The 23,938-nt window shown below is 42.4% G+C and carries 20 protein-coding genes and 1 pseudogene; 13 read left to right on the forward strand and 8 right to left on the reverse strand.

From position 1 onward, the window contains the following. The first annotated feature begins 165 nt into the window (after positions 1-165). The 8 genes and pseudogenes from LGO15_RS05940 (at position 166) to LGO15_RS05975 (ending at position 12,309) form a co-directional block, all read left to right on the forward strand. Positions 166-1,782, forward strand: a complete 1,617-nt coding sequence (locus tag LGO15_RS05940; protein ID WP_226087078.1) for a diguanylate cyclase — start codon at positions 166-168, stop codon at positions 1,780-1,782. Next, a complete protein-coding gene (locus LGO15_RS05945) occupies positions 1,783-2,829 on the forward strand; it encodes a HEAT repeat domain-containing protein (RefSeq protein WP_167832015.1) in 1,047 nt (348 codons plus the stop codon). After that, complete coding sequence (locus LGO15_RS05950) at positions 2,826-4,229, forward strand: glycosyltransferase family 2 protein (RefSeq protein WP_226087079.1); 1,404 nt, start codon at positions 2,826-2,828, stop codon at positions 4,227-4,229. Before LGO15_RS05945 ends, LGO15_RS05950 begins: the two co-directional genes overlap by 4 nt. Further along, the gene (locus tag LGO15_RS05955) at positions 4,226-7,477 is read left to right on the forward strand and encodes a hypothetical protein (RefSeq protein WP_226087080.1); all 3,252 of its coding nucleotides are present in this window, start codon (positions 4,226-4,228) and stop codon (positions 7,475-7,477) included. The genes LGO15_RS05950 and LGO15_RS05955 overlap by 4 nt, the downstream gene beginning before the upstream one ends. Beyond that, the gene (locus LGO15_RS05960) at positions 7,477-7,857 is read left to right on the forward strand and encodes a response regulator transcription factor (protein WP_167832017.1); all 381 of its coding nucleotides are present in this window, start codon (positions 7,477-7,479) and stop codon (positions 7,855-7,857) included. The genes LGO15_RS05955 and LGO15_RS05960 overlap by 1 nt, the downstream gene beginning before the upstream one ends. Next, positions 7,835-10,285: an ATP-binding protein gene (locus LGO15_RS05965; RefSeq protein ID WP_226087081.1), complete on the forward strand. Its 2,451-nt coding sequence runs from the start codon at positions 7,835-7,837 to the stop codon at positions 10,283-10,285. Before LGO15_RS05960 ends, LGO15_RS05965 begins: the two co-directional genes overlap by 23 nt. Positions 10,286-10,491: 206 nt before the next feature. After that, positions 10,492-10,713 (forward strand): annotated as a pseudogene (locus LGO15_RS24330) (glutaredoxin family protein); the annotation flags it as partial. A 243-nt stretch (positions 10,714-10,956) separates the two neighbouring features. Beyond that, positions 10,957-12,309, forward strand: coding sequence for an L-cystine transporter (locus tag LGO15_RS05975; RefSeq protein ID WP_413231394.1), 1,353 nt, complete (start codon positions 10,957-10,959; stop codon positions 12,307-12,309). Between the two features lie 121 nt (positions 12,310-12,430). Here the strand turns inward: LGO15_RS05975 and LGO15_RS05980 are convergent, their stop codons facing one another. The 3 genes from LGO15_RS05980 to LGO15_RS05990 all read right to left on the reverse strand — a co-directional run bounded on the left by LGO15_RS05980 (position 12,431) and on the right by LGO15_RS05990 (position 16,818). Then, positions 12,431-13,006, reverse strand: coding sequence for a YitT family protein (locus LGO15_RS05980; protein WP_167832020.1), 576 nt, complete (start codon positions 13,004-13,006; stop codon positions 12,431-12,433). Positions 13,007-13,158: 152 nt separating this feature from the next. Next, positions 13,159-14,460: an NCS2 family permease gene (locus tag LGO15_RS05985; RefSeq protein WP_167832021.1), complete on the reverse strand. Its 1,302-nt coding sequence runs from the start codon at positions 14,458-14,460 to the stop codon at positions 13,159-13,161. A 537-nt stretch (positions 14,461-14,997) separates the two neighbouring features. Next, positions 14,998-16,818: a dihydroorotate dehydrogenase gene (locus LGO15_RS05990; protein ID WP_226087083.1), complete on the reverse strand. Its 1,821-nt coding sequence runs from the start codon at positions 16,816-16,818 to the stop codon at positions 14,998-15,000. Positions 16,819-16,968: 150 nt separating this feature from the next. Here LGO15_RS05990 and LGO15_RS05995 point away from each other — a divergent pair, with 150 nt between their 5' ends. After that, positions 16,969-17,151 carry an H-type small acid-soluble spore protein gene (locus LGO15_RS05995; protein ID WP_167832023.1) on the forward strand — a complete coding sequence of 61 codons (183 nt, stop codon included), beginning with the start codon at positions 16,969-16,971 and terminating at the stop codon, positions 17,149-17,151. A 152-nt stretch (positions 17,152-17,303) separates the two neighbouring features. Beyond that, entirely contained in the window at positions 17,304-17,687 is a 384-nt protein-coding gene (locus LGO15_RS06000) for a DUF302 domain-containing protein (RefSeq protein ID WP_167832024.1), read from the forward strand. 83 nt (positions 17,688-17,770) lie between these two features. On the opposite strand, the gene LGO15_RS06005 is transcribed toward LGO15_RS06000, so the two are convergent. Both LGO15_RS06005 and LGO15_RS06010 read right to left on the reverse strand, forming a co-directional pair. Next, a complete protein-coding gene (locus LGO15_RS06005) occupies positions 17,771-18,769 on the reverse strand; it encodes an inorganic phosphate transporter (RefSeq protein ID WP_226087084.1) in 999 nt (332 codons plus the stop codon). A gap of 12 nt (positions 18,770-18,781) precedes the next feature. Next, a complete protein-coding gene (locus tag LGO15_RS06010; RefSeq protein ID WP_167832026.1) occupies positions 18,782-19,399 on the reverse strand; it encodes a DUF47 domain-containing protein in 618 nt (205 codons plus the stop codon). Positions 19,400-19,768: 369 nt separating this feature from the next. On the opposite strand from LGO15_RS06010, the gene LGO15_RS06015 reads away from it, so the two are divergent. Both LGO15_RS06015 and LGO15_RS06020 read left to right on the forward strand, forming a co-directional pair. Continuing rightward, entirely contained in the window at positions 19,769-20,596 is an 828-nt protein-coding gene (locus tag LGO15_RS06015; RefSeq protein WP_318999840.1) for an aldo/keto reductase, read from the forward strand. 436 nt (positions 20,597-21,032) lie between these two features. Continuing rightward, complete coding sequence (locus LGO15_RS06020; RefSeq protein WP_167832027.1) at positions 21,033-21,290, forward strand: GlsB/YeaQ/YmgE family stress response membrane protein; 258 nt, start codon at positions 21,033-21,035, stop codon at positions 21,288-21,290. Positions 21,291-21,340: 50 nt separating this feature from the next. On the opposite strand, the gene LGO15_RS06025 is transcribed toward LGO15_RS06020, so the two are convergent. Beyond that, the gene (locus LGO15_RS06025) at positions 21,341-22,261 is read right to left on the reverse strand and encodes an RluA family pseudouridine synthase (protein WP_226087086.1); all 921 of its coding nucleotides are present in this window, start codon (positions 22,259-22,261) and stop codon (positions 21,341-21,343) included. Between the two features lie 197 nt (positions 22,262-22,458). On the opposite strand from LGO15_RS06025, the gene LGO15_RS06030 reads away from it, so the two are divergent. Next, positions 22,459-22,857 carry a YhcU family protein gene (locus LGO15_RS06030; protein ID WP_226087088.1) on the forward strand — a complete coding sequence of 133 codons (399 nt, stop codon included), beginning with the start codon at positions 22,459-22,461 and terminating at the stop codon, positions 22,855-22,857. Between the two features lie 68 nt (positions 22,858-22,925). Here LGO15_RS06030 and LGO15_RS06035 read toward each other — a convergent pair whose 3' ends face one another. Both LGO15_RS06035 and LGO15_RS06040 read right to left on the reverse strand, forming a co-directional pair. Next, a complete protein-coding gene (locus LGO15_RS06035) occupies positions 22,926-23,396 on the reverse strand; it encodes a thioredoxin family protein (protein WP_167832030.1) in 471 nt (156 codons plus the stop codon). 1 nt (position 23,397) lies between these two features. Further along, complete coding sequence (locus LGO15_RS06040; RefSeq protein ID WP_167832031.1) at positions 23,398-23,835, reverse strand: disulfide oxidoreductase; 438 nt, start codon at positions 23,833-23,835, stop codon at positions 23,398-23,400. Between the last annotated feature and the right edge of the window lie 103 nt (positions 23,836-23,938).

A 23,938-nucleotide genomic window follows, 5' to 3' on the forward strand; every position in this document is an offset into this window, starting at 1 on the left:
GACTTTGTTTACTTATGGTTGAAGAAGCAATATAGTTTGCTTTAAAAAAAGAATTCGAATTAAGAAAGTTTTACTAGCAAATCAAAGGATGATTTATAATCATCTATGTGCTAGATTACAGTTAGTATAAACAAATGTTTGCGACTTAATATTGAGGTGTAGAAATTGGCGATCGAAAAATACCAGAATCTCCTGTTCGAAAAGATAAAAACACAGATTTCCGAATGGTTTGATTTAAACAATTCAGAAGTAATCAGAAACGAAGATGTTTATAGCTTTTTGCACTCATTGAAAGGTACGGCAGGTACAATCCAGTTAGGAGGGCTTTTTCATCTAGCCTCAAAACTAATGGATCAGCTTGAATTGAAAGCAAAGGAACAATGGAAAAAGTGCGAGCTGAGGGAATTTCTGTTTGAACTCGTCAGCCTGAGTTACCAGTACGAACACTTCAAGGAAACAGACCTGAAAAAAGCTGAACCGTCGGATAATGAACTTCCTGTAGTACAAATGGTTTGTGAAGATGTTTCGATGCTGATCCTCTTGAAGGAGACTCTGGAGGAGAACGGCTGGATGGTGATGACGAGTTCAAACCCAGAGAAAGCCGTCTCCCTGTATTATGATCTCCAACCAGATTGTCTGGTCATCGATATCGACTTTACTGATATAGACGGTTTTCAGATTTTGGAGAGCATCCAGCAGCACAATCATAAACAATTTGTTCCTAAAGTGATTCTTAGCGCCGAAAATACCCGCCATACTCGAATCAGGGCATATGAAATAGGAGCTGATGACTTTATTGGCAAGCCCGTTGATATGGAAGAATTCAGTGTTCGGATCAAAAGACAATTGCAGAGAAAACAAATCTTTGACCAATCAGTCCTGATTGATGAACTGACGAAGGTTTATAATAGAAGATTTCTATTCGATATCCTTGAGCGTTACTTAAAAGACCTGGAACGGACAGACAGTGTATTTTCAATCGCTCTTTTGGACCTCGATTATTTTAAAAAGATAAATGACACATATGGCCACCTAACCGGTGATAAAGTGCTGGAAGATTTTGCTGACTTTTTGAAAAAAAGCCTTAGAGGCAGCGATATTGTCTTCCGATATGGTGGAGAGGAATTTGTCATCCTGCTCCCAAGGACCAAAAGTCAGGAAGCGATCGAGGTCATCAATCGGATATTGGAGCAATTTAAGGCGATTGAGTTCGACGAACAGGGCAGGGCATTTAATGTCAGCTTTTCAGCAGGGGTTTATATGGCAGATAATCCAGCCGAGGGCAGCCAGGATATCCTGAAAATGGCCGACCAAGCACTATATGCAGCAAAGGAAAAAGGACGCTCAAGAGTCCAGGGTGCCAATGTATCCGATCAGTCTGCAAGTAATATTCTGCATGTATCAGTTATCGATGATGATGCGATTATCCGTACGCTGCTGGTCCGGGTCCTCCAAACAATCGATACGGAAAAAGTAGAGTTGAACATCAAATCCTTCGAAAATGGAGAGAAATTCTTTGAATCAGGGCGGCTTACCGAGAAGGGCAAGCATTTTCTCATTCTCGATGGTGTCATGCCTGTCATGGATGGAATCGAAGTTCTGGACAAGGTTAAAAATAGCCCTCAATCTAGGGGAGTCCATGTCCTGATGCTTACTGGAAGGAAGTCTGAATATGATATCGCTCGAGCATTGAAGCTTGGTGCAGATGATTATGTGACAAAGCCATTCAGCATAACGGAACTGCAAGCAAGAATTCAAAGGCTGATCAAGAGGATGTTTTAGATGATAAACGATGATATCAAGTTTTTACTGACGGTATTTGAGTGGCTGATGGGCATCCTTATGTTATTGCTAATCTACCTGATTGCCAGAAAAACAATGGAGATTCGGCTTCGAAAAAAAGTCGAGGAACATAAGATCCTGATGAATGATAAGCTCCTTCATTCCATCCTGACTGGAGATTTCCTGAGATCATTACAAGCGGATACGAAAGCGAAAAAGCTGGCAACGGAAGAATTGCTAAGCCATTATTCGGACATCCTCGAAGGAACGGAAGAAAAGAAGAATCTCAATCTGTTGGCAGAAAGCAGGCTGAGCGGGGATTATCGAAGGGCGTTGTCCAGTTATAGATGGAGCACCAGGATGAATGCCCTTTTTCATATCGAAGCCTTTGAGATGGAAAGTTTAAAGGAAGACATTCAAGACATGCTGAAGCGAAGCAGGGTGACGAAAGAGGAAAAAATAAAGGGATTGTCTTTTCTGGCTCAAATTCAGCATAAGGGAATCTACCGTTTAGTAACCGAAGAATATAAAGACCTTTCTTATCTGGAGTACAGAAACATCCTATCCAGGCTTGATGAAAAAGGGTTGGAACAGTTCATGCTTGGATATCATTCCTGTCAGCTTCAATTGAAATTCGCCATAATTGATCTAGTTGGATTGAAAAAGAATTTGGGCTACCTGAACTTTGTTGAATCTATTTTTTCCAACAGCAATGGCGAGGAACGGGTACGGGCCTTAAAAGCTCTTGCATCAATTGGCCATACGAGCAATGCAAATCATTTCCTCCCGTTATTGAGTTCACCGAATTGGGAAGAACGGATGCTATCTGCAAGATTGGCTGGGGAAATGAAATGTGTTGAAGCCATCGAAGAGCTGGTGTTGCTTCTTCAGGATTCATCATGGTGGGTACGTTCCCAGGCAGGGCAATCCATCACCCGTTTTCCGGAAGGGAAAAAGATCCTCCAGGAAGTCATTGAATCAAGCAGCGATTCCTTTGCGAAAGACATGGCATGGGAATGGATGAATAAAGGAGTCTATCAGTCATGAATCTGCAGGACATCGGTGTTTATTTTTCTTGGTTCATTTTAATTTATATGCTAATCGTCATCACCTTCTATTCTGTTGTCATGTTAATATCCGTCATCCAGTTAAGAAAAGAATATAGGCTGGATCGGGAGAAATCTTTTGGCGATTATGCTGAGGATATCTATACAAAGCCAGTTTCCATCATTGTGCCTGCCTTTAACGAGGAAGCGGGGATTGTCCACAGTATCCGCTCACTGCTCAGTATCAACTACCCGGTATATGAGATCATTGTAGTGAACGATGGTTCATCCGACATGACAGTGGATGTGCTGATTAAACAGTATGATATGAAGGAAATCAAGAAAGTGATTCGCAGGCAGGTCAGCTCTAAACCTATAAAGAAAGTCTATCAGTCTCAAATACTTCCTAATCTTTACCTGGTTGATAAAGATAATGGAGGAAAAGCAGATGCACTTAACGCCGGATTGAATTTTTCACATTATCCATATGTTTGTTCCCTGGATGGTGATTCAGTCCTCGAAAGAGATGCATTTTTAAAGGTGATGAAGCCGATCATTGAGTCAAACGAAGAAGTCATTGCCTCTGGGGGAAGCATCCGGATTGCCAATGGCTGTGAAATAAGGAATGGAGAAGTTCTTAAAATAGGATTAGCCAAGAATCCACTGGTCATCATGCAGGTAATAGAATACTTGCGTGCGTTTTTGATGGGAAGGATTGGCCTGAGCAGACATAATTTGCTGCTGATCATCTCGGGTGCCTTTGGTGTCTTCTCCAAGCACTGGGTGGTGCAGGCTGGAGGATACCGGTCCGATACGGTCGGGGAAGATATGGAGCTTGTTGTCAGAATCCATCGGCTGCTGAAAGAAACACGGCAAAAGAAACGTATTGTGTATGTGCCGGACCCAGTATGTTGGACGGAGGTTCCGGAAAGCACGAAATATTTGAAGCGGCAACGGCGAAGATGGCATAGAGGGCTTTTTGAAAGCTTGTGGATTCACAGAAAGCTGACATTCAATCCTAAATATGGACTGATTGGGTTCGTTTCCTTCCCCTATTTCTGGATTGTTGAATTCCTTGGGCCTATCGTCGAGCTCTCCGGCTATATCTATATCGTCATTTCCTTGTTTGCCGGGGGAATTTACCTTGAGTTTGCGATATTAATCTTCCTGTTGTCTTGCTTATATGGATCGATCTTTTCAGCATTTGCGATTTTGCTGGAAGAATGGAGCCTTAGAAAATATCCCAGAATATCCGATTTGCTTAAGTTATTCCTGTATTCATTGACAGAAACCATCTGGTATCGTCCGCTCACTGTGTTCTGGCGCTGTCAGGGGATCTGGCAAATGATCAGGGGCGAAAGCGGCTGGGGCGAAATGAAGAGAAAAGGTGTATCACAATGAAATCACTATTCGAGAAGCACTCACATGTCTTTGTCCTGGTCTTCGTTTTTTTTACAGTATCTGCCCTTTCAAGCCCTTTTTGGCTCTGGCAATTGAAACCGGAAGAAACACTGGATATTTTGATTGTAGACAAAACTGTACCGGATAAGGATTATCGTGAACACAAAGGACTAACATGGGTTTTAAATAATGAAAAGTATATAAAGTCTGATGGCACACACTATTCGGCTGCCTCAGACTATATCGGGTTCAAGCATGTGGGTCAAGATGCTTTTTCCGGAGAAACAATCCCTGAAAATCTGGACCAATATAAGGTTATCTATCTAGCGGACCTGTATGGAGTGTACGAAGAAGAGTTTCGCGGTGAAAATGAAGCCGGCAAAAGGTCTGAGCAGCTGTATGGCGGATTGCAGCTTGAAGATGTCAAAGTGTTAGAAAGAGAGCTGCTAAAGGGGAATAAAACGCTGATCTCAGAATTCAACACCTTCGGCAGTCCGACTGAAGAATCGGTAAGGAAGGAAATGACCAATTTGCTTAATGTCCGCTGGAGTGGTTGGACGGGCCGCTATTTCACCAAGCTTGAGGGAAATGAAGTCCCTCAATGGATCATCTCCCAGTATGAGTCCCAGAACAAGGAATGGAATTTTACCGGATCGGGATTTGTATTTGTCAATGAAGGTGATTTTATAGCAGTCCTTGACCATACAAAGCTTACAGGTAACGGGTTGGATTTCAAGCTAACCGAAAAGGGCAAGGACCAATTCACCTCTGACCTTGATACAAGCTATATCTACTGGTTCGATATTGTTGAGTCATTGGATGAGAATGAGGTACTGGCAAGCTATCATTTGCCAATCAAGGATGAGGCTCAGGCTGAATTAGCGGAGTATGGAATTCCCGACAAGTTTCCTGCTGTCATCCATCACCAAAACCGCCAATTTTCAACCTATTATTTTGCGGGTGATTATGCAGATGAGGCAGAGGTTCCGGATATCTATCAAACGAAAGGTTTAACTTCCTGGAAAAAAGCCGTTGAAGGAAAACGGTCTTTTTACTGGTCAGCGTATGTACCGATGATGAAAGAAATCCTTTCGAATGGCTTACATGGAGCTTCCAAAGAGACGGAAGCCCCTGAAGTTGCCGTTGCTGGGGATATCCAGTATAACAGCAGCAACTCCGCCGATTCCATCCAAATTCAAAAAGATGGAAAATGGGAGGACATCCTGATAAAAGGCGTCAATATCGGTATGGGGAAGCCCGGAGCCTTCCCAGGTGAAGCGGCCATCACAAAGGAGGAATACTTCCGCTGGTTCAAGCAGATTGGCAGCATGAATGCCAATGCAATCCGGATTTACACTTTACATCCTCCTGAATTCTATCAAGCTTTCTATGAATATAATCAGCTAGCAAAAGAACCTTTATATTTGTTCCATGGCGCCTGGGTGAATGAAGAAATCATTGTTGAAAGCCAGAATGCTTTTTCAGATGAAGTAGTGAAGGATTTCAAGCGCGAGTTAAAGCAAATGGTGGATATTGTTCATGGAAATGCAGATATAGCGCCAAGTCCCGGCCATTCATCCGGAAAATATGAATATGATATTTCCCCATATGTTCTGGGATTCATCATCGGAATAGAGTGGGATCCTGGAGCTGTCCTGAGCACGAACACTATCAATAATGAGATGGAGCCATTCGCTGGAACGTATTTCAGGACGGAAAATGCAGAGCCCTTCGAAAACTGGCTTGCATCAATGATGGAATTTACTGCTGACTACGAAACAGAGCACTACCAGTGGCAGCATAGTATCAGCTTCACGAATTGGGTGACGACTGATTTACTGGAGCACCCAAGTGAACCGCTTGAAACGGAAGACATGGTGTCTGTGAATCCAAATCATATACAAACAAACAAAGCGTTCAAAGCTGGAATGTTTGCCTCGTATCATGTTTACCCTTACTATCCGGACTTTTTGAACTTTGATGAAGCTTATCAGAATTATAAGGATCAGAAAGGTAGAAAGAACCATTATGCCGGTTATTTAAGGGATCTCATCCAAGCCCATGACATGCCAGTCCTGATTGCAGAATTTGGTGTCCCTTCGTCAAGAGGACAAACTCATAAAAATGATTCTGGAATGAATCAGGGCTTCTTGAATGAACAGCAGCAGGGTGAAATGAACAGTTTTATGTTCGATTCGATGGTTGACGAGGGTGCAGCCGGGGGCCTTGTGTTCGCATGGCAGGACGAATGGTTCAAACGTACATGGAACACGATGGATTATGATAACCCGAACCGACGGCCTTTTTGGGCTAATCGCCAAACGAATGAACAAAATTTTGGACTAGTAAGCTTCGAGCCGGGCAAAAAAAGCCTGCCTATGATTGTGGATGGAAGAAAAGGTGACTGGGAAAAGAAAGGGGTTGAGCCTCTTGGTGATTCGAACACCGGATCAATCAAGCGGGTGTTTACAACCTCGGATGAATCATCTCTTTATTTCAGGCTTGACCTGGAAAAAGCTGTTGACTGGTCAGAGCAAGCCGGCTACCTCTTCCTGGATACCATTCCAGACCAGGGGCAGCACCATGTCCAATTGGATGATGGACAGGAAATAGATTCTGAATTTGGCATTGATTTTATCATAGAACTTAAAGGGCCAGACGAATCAAGGATTCTTGTCGACAGTTATTATGACCTGTTCTACTATCAGTACGGAAAAACGCTGAAAATGATACCTGAGGTTAAGTATGCTGATAAAAAAAACAATGGCATGTTCCATCCGATTCGACTTGCGCTCAACAAGGAGATGATTCTTCCTGAAGATGGCAGGAAAGTACCATTCCAATCATATGAAACAGGGAAACTTAAATTCGGAACTGGCAATCCGGCTGATGAAAATTTTGATTCTCTGACCGATATAAGTATAAGCAATGACAAAAAGACGGTGGAAATCCGGATTCCATGGCAGCTTTTGAATGTTAAGGATCCAAGTACGAAAGAGATAATCGCCGATCTTTACAAAACAGGCCTGAAGGGAAGTAAATACATCGATGGAATCGATGTGGCTGCGGCTTGGGTCTCAACAAGAGAGGATGTTACGGTCCTGCCTGAAAACCAATCCATAATAAACAGCATGTTCTTCTACGAATGGAAGGGTTGGGAAGAACCGCAATATTATGAACGGCTGAAAAAATCCTATTACATTATGAAAGAAGTTTTTGAAAAAGCAGGGAACGAGGAGAACAATTGATGAAGAGAATTTTGCTGGCTGAGGACGAGGAAATTTTAAGAATGCTGATTACTGATACACTTGAAGATGAAGATTATCAAGTGGACGAAGCTTGTGACGGCCAGGAAGCATTGGACCTATTGCAGGATGGTAAATATGATTTGATTGTGCTTGATTATATGATGCCGCTATATTCAGGTCTTGAGGTCATCTTGAAAATCAAGCAGGGGGGTATCAATCGTGATGTTCCGATTATGATGCTATCAGCGAAAAGCCAGCTTTCAGAACAAGAACAAGTGATTGCGGCAGGGGCGGATTATTTTATGGCCAAGCCATTCAGCCCGCTTGAATTACTGGGAAAAGTGAGAGACATCCTTCATGAAAAAAATACAATTCAATAAAAATAGCATAGTCCGGCGTTACCTTTTCCTGATGGGGGTATTCATTGGCGCATTCTTGTTGCTGGCAGGTATCCTGCTGTATTCTTTTAACGAGCTGAATGAAGAATATACATCAAAGAACAGCCAGCTTGAGAAAAAAGAACGGCTGGTTCAGGAGATGGAGGCAGCTTTTATACAGGCCTTCATGGATATCCGCGGTTACTTTGCATATGGTACAGAAGGTTTGAAGAAAAATGCGCTTAAGCAAGAGCCGCAGATTTTGAATTCCATGAAGCAGCTTGCGGAAATGGAAGAAGATTATCAAGATCAGGCATTCCTAAATAAGGTAGACGATTTCAGAGAATATTATTTTATTGACGTTCTGCCTGTCACTCTGGAAGAATATGAAAAAGGGAATATTGAGGCTGTCAAAGCGACTGCGAATGGTGGAGCAACAAAGAAAATTGAGGCCATTAAGACAGAAATCAATGAATATAATAAGGCAGTCAATGACCAAATTGATGCGAATTTTAATGAACTTAAGAAAATCCAGACCTATGTACAGATCGTTTTTGTTGCTTTTGTCCTCGTATTCCTGATTGTCCTGCTGCGGATCACAAGGTTGATGTTCAGTGAGATTGCCAGGCCGCTTGCAGGATTTGCATTAGCTGCCAATGAGATTGCCTATGGCAGGGAGGCGGTCATCGAAGTCGAAAAAGACCGTAATGATGAACTTGGGGTGCTGTCGATCGCCTTTAATCGAATGCTTGAGGGAATCCAGGAAAACGAACAAAATCTGCTTGCCCAAAACGAAGAGCTAGTGGCCCAACAGGATGAGCTCCATGCGCAGCAGCTAGAGCTTCAGGAGGCTCTTGAGTTTGTAAAAAACAATGAGCAGAAGCTTAGCAACAGGAATGAACTGATCAACAAATTGGCTAATTCGCTTGATAAGCAAGAGGTTCTGGAAAGTGCGGTCTTGAATATGTGCCCCATCATCGGTGCCGAAAAAGGAATCATAGCATTTATCGAAGACTCAACATATGCTTCATATGGAATATCAACTGGAGGAGTCAAACAGTTCAGGGACAATCTTCTGTTCAGCGGAGTGATTGACCGATTGAAGATGGAGCGCAAGCCTTTTGCCACGAAAAGGCAAGCGATGGAGGAGGAGAAGGGTTTCCATACTGGTAATCTCCTTTCTTTTGACCTGTATATCCCAATCTTTTTATCTGGGAAAAAACTGATTGCCGTTATGGCCTTCAGCCGCTATGATGCACCTTTTGATAGCCGGGATATGGAAGAGTATGAGGCGATGGCGAAGAATGTCGGTATTGCGATGGAAAAGATCAATATATATCAAGCATCTGAAGAAGCCAGGCGCTTGAATCAGGAAATTCTGGATACTATCCAGGAGGGTATTCAGTTAGTCAATACGGAGGGCGAAATTCTCCAGGTCAATAAAAAGTTCTGTGAGCTATTCGGATGCCAGGAGAAGCTTCAAGGTTTGACCGGTTGTTCGTGGACCGAATGGATTGTCCTATTGGCGGATACGATTGAAGAAGCCGATGATTTCATCCACTTTTTGAAATCAGAAGTTGCCAGTCAGGAAAAATATCCATCTAACGAGGTGCAATTCATCTATAGAAACAAAGAAGGTAAGGTTTTCAAGGTATATTGTGAAGGACTTTTCGATGGAAGTACGAAGTTAGGCACAATTTTCGTACATCGCAATATAACAAAAGAGTTCGAAGTAGACAGGATCAAATCCGAATTTGTCAGTACGGTCAGTCATGAACTCCGAACACCGCTGGCAAGCATTCTTGGCTTTACCGAATTGATGCTCAACAGAGAGTTAAAACTCGACCGCCAGAAGAAATATTTATCGACTATTCACGATGAAGCAGGAAGATTGACTGATTTAATCAATGATTTTCTCGATATCCAGCGGATGGAATCAGGAAAACAGGAATATGAGAAAAAACAGCTGGCCGTGCTGCCAATCATCAAGAAGGTAATCGAGCTTCAAAAAGTCCAGTCGGAGAAGCATGAATTAGCCTTAGAGTTCCTAGGTGGCCTTGATATTGTCATCGGGGATGCAGGGAAATTAGAGCAGGCACTGACAAACCTGATTCATAATGCAATTAAGTATTCACCGGAAGGCGGCAAGGTCGGAGTGGTTGTTTTTGAAAAAGACGGCCAGGTGAACATAGAAATCCAGGATGAAGGCCTTGGAATCCCTCCTGAAGCTATCGATAGACTTTTCGAAAAGTTTTATCGTGTGGATAATTCCGATCGCAGGGCCATTGGAGGGACAGGCCTTGGGCTTGCTATTGTTAAGGAAATCATCCAAGACCACGGTGGAGAAATAAGGGTTAAATCACAGTTTGGAAAAGGAAGTACCTTCACCATCTCTCTGCCTGTTTCAGACTGCCAGACTGATTTAGCGTGAACGTAAAGCAAGAGAAATCAAAAGGCGGCAGAGATGCCGTCTTTTCTTTTGCAGAATGCAGGTTAACAGAATGTAGGCGTAATAGTGGATGGATGATGACGGCAGGCGATATACTATTTGTACAAAAATACAGCGGGGAGGAATCCAATGTGGCAAATAACTCGTTAACCCTATTCACAAGGCCAATGTGAACAGATTGCCAGGAAGCGAAGGAGTTTCTTTCGCGGAATCAGGTAGAATATGAAGAAATCAATGTCCAGGGAGAACCTGAACAGGAGAAAAAGCTTAAAGAAGTGACGGGTACTGTTATTGTACCTGCATTCATTTTCATCAGCACGAAGCTCTTTTTCATGAAGGATAAAAAGGTCTTGATCGGTTTTGCAAATAACAGGAGCGAAATTGAAAAACTGGTTGGAAATTTGAAATAGAGGATAGACAAATGAGGGTGTCCATTTAATTTTGGGACATCTTTTTATATTGGGTTGAAAAATTATAATGACATGGAACCAATCATAGCAACATAAATTATAATATATAACTCTATGAGAAGGAGGTTAACATTTTAATTCCGAGTTGACTTATCAGAATACATGTATTATATTATTTCAGAAAGATAACATAGGAGGGGAAAATCAGTGACCACTGGACTAGTGATTCTAAATATTGCAATCATGCTGGGCATTATAGCTGTTTTATTTTACTTACAAAAGAAACATGTATCATTTTCTAAAAGAGTATTCATTGCACTCGGAATCGGGATTATCTTCGGTTTCGCACTGCAATTCATTTATGGAGCGGGTTCCGAAATCCTTGCCAAGAGTACGGATTGGTTCTCGATTGTCGGAAGCGGTTATGTAAAGTTCTTGCAAATGATCGTAATGCCGCTCGTATTTATATCCATTTTGGCAGCTTTCACGAAGTTAAAGTTGACAAATAATATCGGGAAAATTTCTACATTGATTCTTGGCCTGCTGGTTGGCACGACCGCTGTAGCGGCTGCTGTAGGGATTGCCACGGCTGTTGGTTTCGACCTTGAAGCAGTACAAATCACTCAGGGTGAGGCAGAACAGGCACGTGCAGCGAAGCTTGAGGAAACGTATGGAGGAATCGAAGGGCGTACAATGCCTCAGCAAATTCTGGACCTCCTGCCAGCCAATCCATTCCTTGATTTCACTGGGGCAAGGCCAACTTCAACCATTTCAGTGGTAATTTTTGCAGCGTTCCTGGGTATCGCTTTCCTGGGAGTCAGAAGGAAATCACCTGATCAGGCAGAGCTTTTCGCCAAGATTGTGGATGCTTTCTATGCCATCATCATGAGGGTTGTTACGTTGATCTTGAGGCTGACTCCATACGGTGTTCTGGCAATCATGACGAAGACAGTGGCTTTAAGTGATTTCGATGCGATCTTGAAATTAGGTAAGTTCGTAGTCGCCTCTTACGTTGCGCTTGGAATCATGTTCATCATCCACTTGATATTACTGACCATTGCCGGACTGAATCCAGTCACTTATGTGAAGAAAGCATTCCCAGTGCTTGCGTTTGCTTTCACTTCAAGAACAAGTGCGGGGGCATTGCCGTTGAATATCAAAACACAACGTTCTTTGGGAGTACCTGAAGGGATTGCGAACTTTGCAGGCTCCTTTGGACTATCGATCGGACAAAACGGCTGTGCGGGTATTTATCCTGCCATGCTGGCAGTCATGATTGCACCGTCGGTTGGTATAGATCCATTGACACCGTCATTTATCGCAACCGTCATCGCAATCGTAGCGATCAGTTCCTTCGGAGTTGCTGGAGTCGGTGGCGGCGCCACATTCGCAGCTCTTCTGGTTCTATCAGCATTGAATCTGCCGGTAGCACTTGCTGGTTTGCTGATTTCAATCGAACCATTGATTGATATGGGACGTACCGCAGTGAATGTAAGCGGCTCGATGACATCTGGTATCCTGACAAGCAGAATCACAAAAGAAATTGATTCATCCGTCTATACAGATATGAATCAAAAAATCGAAGCAGAAGCTTAATTAGAAAAGCACAAGCACTGCAAGGCAGACGAAAGAAACCTCGGTGCCGAAATTTATTTTGATAAAGAGAATGCAAAAGCCAGCCAAGGAAACTTTGGCTGGCTTTTGCATTCCCAAAAAATCAATGAACAATATCCTTTTTTATCACACACAATGATGTCATCAATCCCACACAGGTGATTGTAAGCAGAGAATAGAAGAATTTTTCCATTCCAATGATCTTCAATCCCGATAAAACCACAATTCCGTCTATGAGGAAAATCAAGATTCCAACGTTCACTGGAAAAAATTTATGAATCAGCTGGGCTAATAAATCCATCCCGCCAGTACTCGTTTCATAGCGCAGCATCAAGCCGATTCCACAGCCGACTAAGATCCCTCCCAGGATTGAGCTTGGGAGAATGCCCAGGTGGATTCCTTTTTCAACAGGTGCGAATAAATCTATGAAAAAGCTTGAGACCAATAAACCATTCAGGCTGTGAAAAAAGTATTTCCGTTCCAATATCCATGCCAATACGTAAAGGGGGATACTCAGGAAGATCATCGTAAGACCTGTAGGAAATCCGTAAAAGTAATGAATGATCAACCCTATTCCAATCATGCCGCCGTCCAGGAGATGGTGAGGGACCAGAAATCCATTCACTCCTACTCCAAGCAATATGCTTCCCACAAGTACAGCAAGAATTTTACCCATCATCCGAGATCACCTGCCTTGTCCCTTCTCCCATTATTTTTATGTGGAAAGACAAGCGTTAGAACTCGAATATAAGCGTAATATTCAGGGATGAACCATCAGGGAGAAAAAAAACAGAACCTTCCATTTGGCAGGTTCTGTTTGGCTTAAATATTTTAGTGAGGCAGGAATGCCAGCTGGTAGAAGAACAGCACAGCGAATACATAGAGAAGCGGGTGGACTTCACGCCATTGTCCTTTTACAACCTTTAGTAAAGGATAAGAAATGAAGCCAAGAGCGATCCCTGTTGCAATGCTTGAAGTAAGCGGCATGCTCAGGATGATCAGGAAAGCAGGGAAGGCTTCATCTAGTTCATCCCAGCTGATTTGAGAGATGCTTCCCATCATCAGGCTTCCGACAATGATCAATGCAGGTGCAGTAATAGCTGACAATCCAGATACCGCACTTACAAGCGGCCCGAAGAAAGCAGCGACAATGAACAGCCCAGCTACCGTCAGTGAGGTTAGCCCGGTGCGTCCTCCTGCTGCAACACCTGATGATGATTCAATGTAAGCTGTCGTAGGGCTTGTACCGAACATGGCACCAGCAGCAGTGGCGATTGAGTCAGAAAGCAGAGCTTCCCTGGCACGGGGCATCGTATTCCCTTTCATCAATCCAGCCTGGTGCGCAACTCCGATCATTGTGCCGGTAGTATCAAAAATGGTCACAAGGATAAAAGAAAACACTACAGCGTATAAGCTGTTCTGAATAACATCCATCAAGGCTGTCCAAGGATTTAGGACAATCATCCCTTCTGGAAGAGATGGCATCGACATGAACCCTTGATTGAATTCGAGTTGGCCAGTAAAAAAGGCGATGATCGCCGTAACGACCATTCCAAGGAACAAAGCGCCATTAACCTTTAAAACCATTAAGATAAGCGTAATTGCAAGACCAGCTAGAGCAAGCATAGCAGATGGAGAATGTAAGTCACCAAGTCCAACCAAGTTCGAAGGATGGCTTGTGATGATTCCTGTCAGACGCAAACCGATAAAAGCAATGAACAGGCCGATTCCGGCTGTGATTCCATGCTTCAAGTTGGCCGGAATCGCCTCAATCAATTTTTCGCGAAAAGGAGTAAGAGACAAGATGACAAATATCAAACCTGCGATAAAAACTGCAGCGAATGCAGTCTCATATGAAATGTTTTGATGATTGCCAACAACAGAGTAAGCAAAGTAAGCGTTAAGCCCCATACCCGGAGCAATCGCGATAGGATAATTAGCAAATAAAGCCATCCACAGCGTACCGATCACCGCAGCAATGATTGTCGCTGTAAATACCTGCTCGAAAGGAACACCGGCATCGGCGAGGATGATAGGGTTGACAACCACGATATAGACCATCGTAAAGAAAGTCGTTATACCAGCCATCATTTCTGTTTTTACATTCGTGTTGTTCTCTTTTAATTTAAACATGAGTTCCTCCAAAAATACGAACGATTTTTAAACACAATAAATATAATATTCGTTTTTAAGGACTTTTACAAGGGGGGATTTAAAGAAAATCATTTAATTCTAGTTCAGTGAGATTGAAAGCCTATGCATCGTTTATCTTCTCCTTAAAAGTATGGATTAATCCGAAAGATACCCTTAGGTGAGGTTTTCTTCTTCATAAGGGTACGATTCGAGTTGAACCATACCCTTATGTGAGGATTTACTTCTTCATAAGGATACGATTCGGGGTGAACCATATCCTTATGTGAGGGTTTTCCTCTTCATAAGGATACGATTCGAGTTGAACCATACCCTTATGCGAAGGTTTTCCTCTTCATAAGGATACGATTCGAGTTGAACCATATCCTTATGCAACGATATTCTTCCCCATAAGGGTGCTGAACAAGCTGAAAAGTTATTTAATGGTGTCATTAACAGTTTGAGAAATTTGAATCGTAATGCGCCAAAAAAAACTGCAGAACAAACACCTTTTCAAGGTTTCGTCTGCAGTCTTAAATGTCATATCTGTTTAAAGTAATCCTTCGTCAACACCAGGCCTCCAATGTACAGCGTGAGTGCGAAATAGGCTGGAAGTAGGTGGATGAAATCAAGATATCCAATATAGAAATGTGTGAGAAGCCCTGCTGCAAATGCTGGAATTCCTCCGAATAGGAATGTTCTCCATATCCAGGCTGATCCTTCATGGAATCCCCACAGCGAGAGCGTGAGTACCAGCAGCCCCACGCTGAAGAGGGCGCTGCCGAATCCGGCACGGTCATGTGCAATGACGGGGATCAGTTTCTCGTTCAATTCATTCATTTGGTCTGGTGTCATGCAAATATATGTCAGGTCGGTTTCAACAAAAACAGATGTCGCACCAATTGTCGATATCACAATACCTCCAAGCACAAACGAGAAGCCAAGGATGACGAACAGAAGCTGTCCATATACTGCTTTTTTCCAGGAAGGACTGTTTACGCGATTTTTTGAGGAAGGTGCTTCATTGGCTCGCCGTGTCTTTCTATACCCGACGATGTAAAAAGGAAGCAGAATAAGCCAAAATAAACCGTGAAGCCAGTCAAAATATCCAAACCCAAGAAAAAGCAAGATGCCAAGAAAGCCAGTAATTGCCCCTAAATTAAATGCTTTTCTTGCCCAGTGGAGTCGGTATCGTATTCCGTGGCGGGCCAGCTGCATGTAGATATAGCCCCCGGAAATCATCGTTCCTGCGAGTGTCATCCTGTCATGTGACATGAATTGATAAAGATTTGGATTGTAGGCCATCAACTCAAGCCGGGTCATTTGCATGAATGCTTCATCATAGAAGAGGATAACCTTCGTGAAACTGAAAAATAACACAACAGCTCCTCCAAGCAGGATGAATAATCCAAACAGCCAATACCAGATCCAGCCAGGAAGCTCTGTACGTTCCTCTTCCAGTTCGTCCATGAGAGCCTCATTGATTCTTTTAGGCAGTCCGGGACCTGTGGCGACATAACCTCCGGATAAGAAAACTAGCTCCGCACCGGCTTCAAACAGGGTGAGTGCATCAGCAGGCTGGGCAACTCCACCTGAGGTTATGACAGGGATATCGAATTCTTTTTTCATCCGCAAAACTGCATCAACCATCCCAGCCGTTTGCTGGAGGGGCAAGACCTGTTTGCCGGCAGTTGCTATAGAGTCTTCTTCAATCATGAAGCCATCTGCAAGCTGGCTTGCTGCGTGCAGACTCGAGAAATTGTCAACTACCATCGAATGGCTGATCGATATAAGAACAGCTTTGTTATCAAGAAGCGATTTAATAGTTGAAAGATCTTCGATGCTATGAATTTGATTAGGTTCAATTATGAAAGCATCGCCGGCATCTTTTATATGTTCAGCAATCTTCAAGGGTTCCTCGAGCCGAATCAAGATCGGCACTGACCGTGTATTGGTTAATTTGTTTTTTGTGGCGAAATGTCCAATGCTCTCGGCATGTTCTGGCAGGATCAGGGCATCTTTAGTTTTTGAAAGAGATGCTGCTGTTTCTGGCGTTCTTGGATAACTGGAGACCGGACCAACTTCAATAGCACCAAAACCAAGACTCCCGAAAACATTGATTCCTGATAACTTTGGATCAATCTTCCCGCTTAATCCAACCGGACTGTCAAATTGAAGCCCAAAAAGGTTCCTCGATAATTTTTCCGAGGGAGACATATGCCCAAGAAATTCGATGAATGACCTGCCCCCAGGGATTTGTGAAAGGAAGGACATCCCCCGGTGGATGAATTCCCGGCCTCCGTTTCCAGGTAAAAGAGGCAGCCAAGGTTTAAATAATGGGTGATAGGACCAATCAGGCATAGTAACCTCCATAACTTATGGTATTACTTTTATTCTATCGTAAATGAGCATCTTCGTGGCAGATAGCCTATTTAATTTTCGGGGGCGAATAAAAAGAAAAGCTTCTAGCTAAAATAGTGGAGAAAAAACTGATTGCGGAGGGAACCAAGAATGGATTTGAATCGTATCAAGCAAATACTGTCTTCGTCGGCAGAAATCGATGTCATATATAACGGTGCATCTGTGTGGATTGATCATTTAAATGAGGATGGACGCACTGCCACTGTCCATTTGCGCGGACCGCTGGAAGAAAGGACAACTGTCGAAATCTCGGAGCTGCAAGAGAGATCGTAAGTATATTTCCTGGATAAAGACGATATGATCTCAACCGCCGAATGCAAAATAGTGTACGGCGGTTTTTCTCTATGGCACAATGTTTATAATACCTATAGTGGTTTATTTACTTTTAAAGAGAGGTATTTTAAAAATCGGAAGGAGAGATGAATATGTTCCATCATACGATTGAAGTGGATAAGTCATTGAATGAAGCAGTATCTGCACTTGAAGCAAGTTTGAAAGAGGAGAAATTCGGTGTCCTTTGGTCTTTGAATATGAAGGAAACATTAGCGGGTAAGGGAGTAGAGCTTGACGGTGAGTATATCATCCTTGAAGTATGCAATCCTCATGAAGCGAAAAGGGTACTTGAGAAGAATCCGATCGTAAGCTATTTTCTTCCTTGTAAAATTGTCGTGTACAAAGAGAATGGTACAACAAAGGTGGGCCTGCCAAAGCCAACTGAACTGATTAAATTTGTTGGGAATGATGAACTGCAAGCCATCGCGGCAGATATTGAAAAAAGGCTGATCGGTGCAATTGACAATATTAAATAGAAAAGGGAAGCCCAAGGAAAATTCCTTGGGCTTTTTATAAGGCTACCAAATGTATTCAACAAACAAATGAATAAATACCTGATTTAAAAAATAGCATTCAATATAAAATAGGAGATAGCCGCAACCGTTGCTGAAATTGGCAGTGTAATCACCCATGTAATGATCATGCGCTGAGCAGTTGTCCATTTCACGCCTTTAACACGGTGCGCAGAGCCTACTCCAAGAATGGAAGAGGAAATGACATGTGTTGTGCTTACAGGCAAGTGAATGTAAGTTGCTCCGAATATGATCAGGGCACCTGTCAGATCTGCTGCCACTCCGTTCACTGGACGGATTTTCATGATGTTTCCGCCTACTGTTTTAATGATTTTCCAACCGCCAACTGAAGTCCCAAGACCCATAGCAAGCGCACACGAGAGCTGGACCCAGAATGGAATATCACTTGTGGTGAGATAATTATTCGCAATCAATGCCATGGTTATGATCCCCATGGCTTTTTGGGCATCATTCGTTCCGTGTGTAAAAGACTGCAATGCGGCCGTAGCAACCTGGAAATAACGGAAATTCCGGTTCGTTCTTGTGAGGTTGTTATTCCTGAATAAAACTTTAAAAATACTATACACAATAAACCCAAGACCAAATGCAAGAAGTGGAGAAATGATCAACGCTTGAAGAATCTTCAAGAAACCACTGTAATTCAAAGCTTCAAATCCTGCTGCTGCTAGAGCTGCACCGGCAATAGAACCGATAATCGCATGTGAAGAGCTGCTTGGTATTCCATAATACCAAGTCAACAAGTTCCAAAAGATTGCCGCAATCAGGGCCGCTAAAATCACGATGGAACCATTTTCAAGGGTGAAAGGATCCACAATATCTTTCGTAATGGTTTTTGCTACACCAGTAAAAGTCATGGCTCCAACAAAATTCATGATGGCAGCCAATAGTATGGCGTGGCGAGGTTTAAGAGCTTTTGTTGATACGGAAGTTGCGATCGCATTTGCTGTATCATGAAAACCATTAATGAAGTCAAATGCAAGAGCCCCAATAACAATCAATACTGTTACGATAAAAACTACATCCATTTCTCAGGCTCCTTACGCGTTTTTCATGACGATGCTCTCAAGTGTGTTTGCAACATCTTGGCAGCTGTCTGCGATTTCTTCAAGACCTTCATAAATCTCCTTGTACTGAATGATCCTGATCGGGTCTTTTTCAACCGAGAATAGGTGTTTGATGGATTGGCGCAGCACACCATCACACTTTGACTCCAGGTCTTTGATGCGGATTGCATGATCACGTACTTGCTTCAGTTTTTTAGTAGTCAATAACTGGACAGCTTGTTCAATTTCGAAAGAAGCACTTTTGATTGCTGCAACGAACTCCATCATGAAGTTGTCTGCTTTAGTGATCGAATACATGTCAAAAAGATTCGCGCAATGTTCCATACCATCAAGTACATCATCCATTGTCATTGAAAGGGCAAGAATGTCTTCTCTTTCTATAGGGGTAATAAAAGCGTTATTAAGTTCCATGATCACTTCATGGATCATATTGTCGCCCTTCGTCTCCATATCCTTCATTTTTTCCGTGAAGATTTTCAGATCGCTTGCATTGTTCAGCTTGTAATCAGCAAAATACTCACTGCTCTCTTTAAGATTTACGGAAATGTCCGTCAGCAAAATTGCAAACTTATCTTTCTTGCGGAAAACCATAATATAACCTCCACATTTAACCATTTTCATTTTTTAAAAGCGAAGTTAATTTTAGCTTATAATTGTCGAAATAAGAAGATGTTTGATGAAAATAATTTTGTGAATGTTTATCAATACAATGGTATCCATAGCATTTCATTCCCGTTATTCAAGATCTCCAACCGAATTTTTAAGGGATAAGCCCATTTTGAAAAAATGGATTGTCCGGTTGTTTAGGACAATTTTTTGCCGGGAACTTAAAGACTAATCAAAAAGAAAACTTCGGCCAATGAGCCGTTTATATAGATTTAGCGGCTGTCAGGATGGCAGCCGTTTTGATTTGTCTTCATACTGGCTGAGGGATAAAATGGATTAAAGAGGAGGCGAATGATGGTGAGTATTTTTGATAAGGTGGAATTACATAACGGTGTGCAAATCCCGGCGTTGGGCCTCGGTGTCTATAAGGTTGAGGATGGGCAACAAATTGAGGAAACAATTCAGACAGCGCTTGACCTCGGATATCGTCTCATAGATACAGCTTCTTTTTATCAGAATGAAGAAGGTGTTGGACGAGCGATCCGCAACAGCAGTATTCCGAGGGAAGACTTATTTATCACTACGAAGGTCTGGAATTCTGAACAAGGATATGAAAATACGCTGAAAGCCTTCGAAGAAAGCATGGATAGGTTAGGATTGGATGTTCTGGACCTATATCTTGTTCATTGGCCTGTAAAAGGGAAATACTTGGATACTTGGCGTGCTCTCGAGCAGCTGTACCAGGAAGGCAGGGTGAAGGCAATTGGTGTCAGCAATTTTAACATACACCATCTGGAGGATCTTCTGGACCATTGCAAAGTAAATCCGGTCATCAATCAAGTCGAGCTGCACCCGCTTCTGTCCCAGGCCGAATTGCGAAATTTCTGCCTGGACCATGGCATCAAAGTTGAGGCTTGGTCCCCATTGTCCAGAGGCAGGTTTCTTGATGAACCTGTTTTAGGGAAGATTGCGGAACAGCACGGCAAGACTCCGGCTCAGGTTATTTTGAAATGGCATCTGCAAAATCAAATCATCCCGATTCCTAAATCTGTCACACCGTCAAGGTTAAAGGAAAACGTTGATCTGTTTGATTTCAAGCTGGATCAAAAAGAAATGGAAGAGATCAATGGGCTTAACAAGAATCAGCGTTTTGGGGCTGATCCTGACCATATCGATTTTTGATGTTGTAAATACTGCTGTAATGTCAGAAATGAATATTTTTATAAAAAACGGACTGAATGACAATCAGTCCGTTTTTTATTTGCGGAAATGGATACATTAAGAGAAAGAGAAAAACTGCATGTTGAAAGATGTTAGAGGATTAATTGAATCCTGGTAGGTTTTAAAATATTCTATGGGTGGTAATGTAGGTGTACAAGCAGAAAACAACATGATTTCACATCTTAGACTCTGCTTGTTAGACTGCAGAACAACCGGGTTTAACACCATGGTTTTCGAGGTAAGATAAGGTTAGAGCAAGCTGGTTAGCTCCCGGGAAGCAAACAAATCAGCAAAGGCTAAATTTATTTCGCTGCAGTTTGAACTCTTTGAAGGGTGTAAAACCCCTTAGCACTATTACTACTTGTAAAATACATCTATTTTAAGGAGGAATTACATTATGATGAGTTTTCTTTGGGCATTAATTATTGGTGGTATTATTGGTTGGGTAGCAGGATTGATCTTGGGTAGAGATATTCCTGGCGGCATCATCGGTAACATCATCGCTGGTTTCGTTGGTGCTTGGATTGGACAAGCAATCTTAGGAAACTGGGGACCTGTAGTTGCTGACTTTGCGATTGTCCCGGCATTGATTGGTGCAATTGCATTGGTATTCATCGTCAGCCTTGTAATGAAGAGCATGCGTAAAGCTGACTAATAGAAATAAAAAAATCCTTCCGTTCTGGAAGGATTTTTTTTGGCGTTTTTTTAAATCTCATAAGGATCAATGTTAATAAATATCGTTGGTTGGTCGATAAAAGGTGCGTGACATATTATTTCTTCCCGTGTGAACGGGTGGGTGAATTCCATTTTTACTGCGTGCAGCGCTTGTCTGTGAAAAGTATCGCTTCCACCGTATAATGTATCTCCCGCAAGAGGGTGACCAATCTCACTGAAATGCACCCGGATCTGGTGGGTCCTGCCGGTGTCGAGTGAGCATTGAACAAGGGTTAGGTTTTTATGCTTTATTTTATCCATTACTTTGAAGTGGGTGATGGCTTGCTGGCCTGTCTCGGATACTCGTCTCCTGGTTGGGTGATGCCGATCACGGCCAATTGGCTTATTGATGGTCCCTTTTTTCTGATGGATCATTCCATCGGCCATAGCCAGATAGGTTCTCTTAATTTTGCGTTCCTCAAGCATCTTATCAAGAATGGCTGTAATAAGCGGATTTTTTGCGAAAAGTACAGCACCGGTTGTTTCGCGGTCAAGCCTGTGTATATGTCGCGGCCGGTTAGCTTCTCCATTGGACAACATATGGAAAGCAGCTGCATTTGCAAGAGTACCGCCTTGACCGCTCACATTTGGATGGGTGTCCATGCCGGCTGGTTTATTGAAAACAATCAGATGTTCATCTTCATAGACGATATCCACATTCAAGTATTCAGGGCTGAAAGTCTGCTCTTCTTCAGTAAAAAGCTTCATGCTTAAGCGGTCATTCTTTTTTAGGGGGAGTGTCCAGTCTGGAACATGCCCGTTAATCAGGACGTTCTTTTCCGTCCTTAACAGATGAACCAACTTTTTGGGGGCTTTCCAAAAATCCTTGAAAAGTGTTTCAAGGCTGTAACTTTCCCATTCAGCGGGAATGACGAGCTCACACCATTCGCCTTTTTTATTAGTATGAATCATATTAGTCTCCTAACTTGATTTAATTTTGATTGGATTAGGTGAAGACCTTCAAAATCATGTTTCCTTTAGTGGAGAATCTGTCAACTTTTACCGCATGCATGGGCATAATTACCACCCAGTTAATTGGAATGAATATGTTATTCTAAGTATATATATTACGAATAGATTACAAAGGGTAAAAAAAGGTGGGTCGATCATTGAAAATTGTATTTGCGTCTACACCCGGACAAGAAGAGAAAGTAGTAGAACTGGCAAAGTATTTTTACACAGATATTTTTCCATTATACTTTACGGATGAAGATATTCATGAATTTGAAAGGCTTGAAGTGTTACATACGAGACCCGAACAGTTCGAGAGATTCAGTACACTTGGCGATGCATTCCAGGTAATCACAAGCATGCAGACATTGATCTCTATTTTGGAGTCTGGCCATATTCCTGAAAAATATCAGTCGATGTTCCGTAAAAACGTCCAGACATTGACAGACTACGGAATATGTTTCCCGTTTAATTACAGTCAATTTTCTGACTCGAAGCATGTTCATCTTGATTATATCAGTACTTATACAAAAGCCGCCAATAGACTGCTATTATAATCGACAATTGTGAAATTTCATATCAAACCAAATAGAAAACGCCTGCGAAAACGCAGGCGTTTTTGTATTTACTTCAATGTGTTCTCATTGAACCAATTCTCGAATGTTGCTTCTTCCTGATAGCCGACAATTCGATTGACTTCTTTTCCATCCTTGTATTGGACGATGGTTGGCGTTGATTCGATTCCGTAGTCATTCCATCCTTGTTCGAATTCGAGAAGGTTGTATTGAACGAGATCCACATCCATATCTTTTGCAAGAGGCGCAACGATCGGGGTGGTGCGAACGCAGTGAGGGCATGTCGGACTGTGGAAATAGACAGTAACATCCTCGCCGTTTTCAATTTTTTCTTCCAGTTCATCAGGAAGGATGATGTTTTGATAGTTAGGATCATCCAGCTGTTTGACTGTTTCAGGGTGAAGCGTGTCCTTGCCGTATGGATTTCCTTCCGCTTTTTCCTCGTTTTGTGCCTTATTCAGGAAAAATAATGCTGCAAATAAACCAATGATGATGAAAAGAAAAATAATGACCTTTTTCAATTTACGCTTCCTCCTTAGATTTCTGCCAGATCAACAGGCTCAATATAAAAATGATGATGAATGCCGTTAAAGCCAGGAACGGGATCGAGATAAAGCCAAGCCAGTTGATATATTGGCCTGTACAAGGCACTCGGCCGCAAGTATCAGCATTGTCAGCCATGAAGGGCACCTTTTGCAATGAATAATGGTAGAGGGATATCAATCCGCCAACAGCTGACATAATCATTGTATAAAAGCTAATTCTATAATCTTTTTTTACAACAGCGATCCCGAGTATCAAGGCAAAAGGATACATCAAGATTCGCTGGTACCAGCATAACAGGCAGGGCTCATACTGGCGGATTTCCGAAAAATACAAACTGCCGAACATCGCGATGATCGATGTAGCCCAAGCCGCAAATAGAAACGACTCCCTCGAATCTTTTTTCGTCTTTTCCAAGCTAATCTCCCCTAAGCTATGTAATTTCTATTTAAACACTCTATATAAAAGAAACATTTCCCTCATTACATCTTAAGGAATGTAATAAAATATTTCAATTAAC

It is taken from the genome of Mesobacillus sp. S13 (assembly GCF_020422885.1).
GTDB lineage: Bacteria > Bacillota > Bacilli > Bacillales > Cytobacillaceae > Mesobacillus > Mesobacillus selenatarsenatis_A.

What these genes read in the sequence shown, in the direction of transcription:
- LGO15_RS05945 (WP_167832015.1), top strand. Translation starts at nt 1,783, where the DNA reads ATGATAAACGATGATATCAAGTTTTTACTGACGGTATTTGAGTGGCTG.
- LGO15_RS05950 (WP_226087079.1), top strand. Translation starts at nt 2,826, where the DNA reads ATGAATCTGCAGGACATCGGTGTTTATTTTTCTTGGTTCATTTTAATT.
- LGO15_RS05955 (WP_226087080.1), top strand. Translation starts at nt 4,226, where the DNA reads ATGAAATCACTATTCGAGAAGCACTCACATGTCTTTGTCCTGGTCTTC.
- LGO15_RS05960 (WP_167832017.1), top strand. Translation starts at nt 7,477, where the DNA reads ATGAAGAGAATTTTGCTGGCTGAGGACGAGGAAATTTTAAGAATGCTG.
- LGO15_RS05965 (WP_226087081.1), top strand. Translation starts at nt 7,835, where the DNA reads ATGAAAAAAATACAATTCAATAAAAATAGCATAGTCCGGCGTTACCTT.
- LGO15_RS05975 (WP_413231394.1), top strand. Translation starts at nt 10,957, where the DNA reads ATGCTGGGCATTATAGCTGTTTTATTTTACTTACAAAAGAAACATGTA.
- LGO15_RS05980 (WP_167832020.1), bottom strand. Translation starts at nt 13,006, where the DNA reads ATGATGGGTAAAATTCTTGCTGTACTTGTGGGAAGCATATTGCTTGGA.
- LGO15_RS05985 (WP_167832021.1), bottom strand. Translation starts at nt 14,460, where the DNA reads ATGTTTAAATTAAAAGAGAACAACACGAATGTAAAAACAGAAATGATG.
- LGO15_RS05990 (WP_226087083.1), bottom strand. Translation starts at nt 16,818, where the DNA reads ATGCCTGATTGGTCCTATCACCCATTATTTAAACCTTGGCTGCCTCTT.
- LGO15_RS05995 (WP_167832023.1), top strand. Translation starts at nt 16,969, where the DNA reads ATGGATTTGAATCGTATCAAGCAAATACTGTCTTCGTCGGCAGAAATC.
- LGO15_RS06000 (WP_167832024.1), top strand. Translation starts at nt 17,304, where the DNA reads ATGTTCCATCATACGATTGAAGTGGATAAGTCATTGAATGAAGCAGTA.
- LGO15_RS06005 (WP_226087084.1), bottom strand. Translation starts at nt 18,769, where the DNA reads ATGGATGTAGTTTTTATCGTAACAGTATTGATTGTTATTGGGGCTCTT.
- LGO15_RS06010 (WP_167832026.1), bottom strand. Translation starts at nt 19,399, where the DNA reads ATGGTTTTCCGCAAGAAAGATAAGTTTGCAATTTTGCTGACGGACATT.
- LGO15_RS06015 (WP_318999840.1), top strand. Translation starts at nt 19,769, where the DNA reads ATGGTGAGTATTTTTGATAAGGTGGAATTACATAACGGTGTGCAAATC.
- LGO15_RS06020 (WP_167832027.1), top strand. Translation starts at nt 21,033, where the DNA reads ATGATGAGTTTTCTTTGGGCATTAATTATTGGTGGTATTATTGGTTGG.
- LGO15_RS06025 (WP_226087086.1), bottom strand. Translation starts at nt 22,261, where the DNA reads ATGATTCATACTAATAAAAAAGGCGAATGGTGTGAGCTCGTCATTCCC.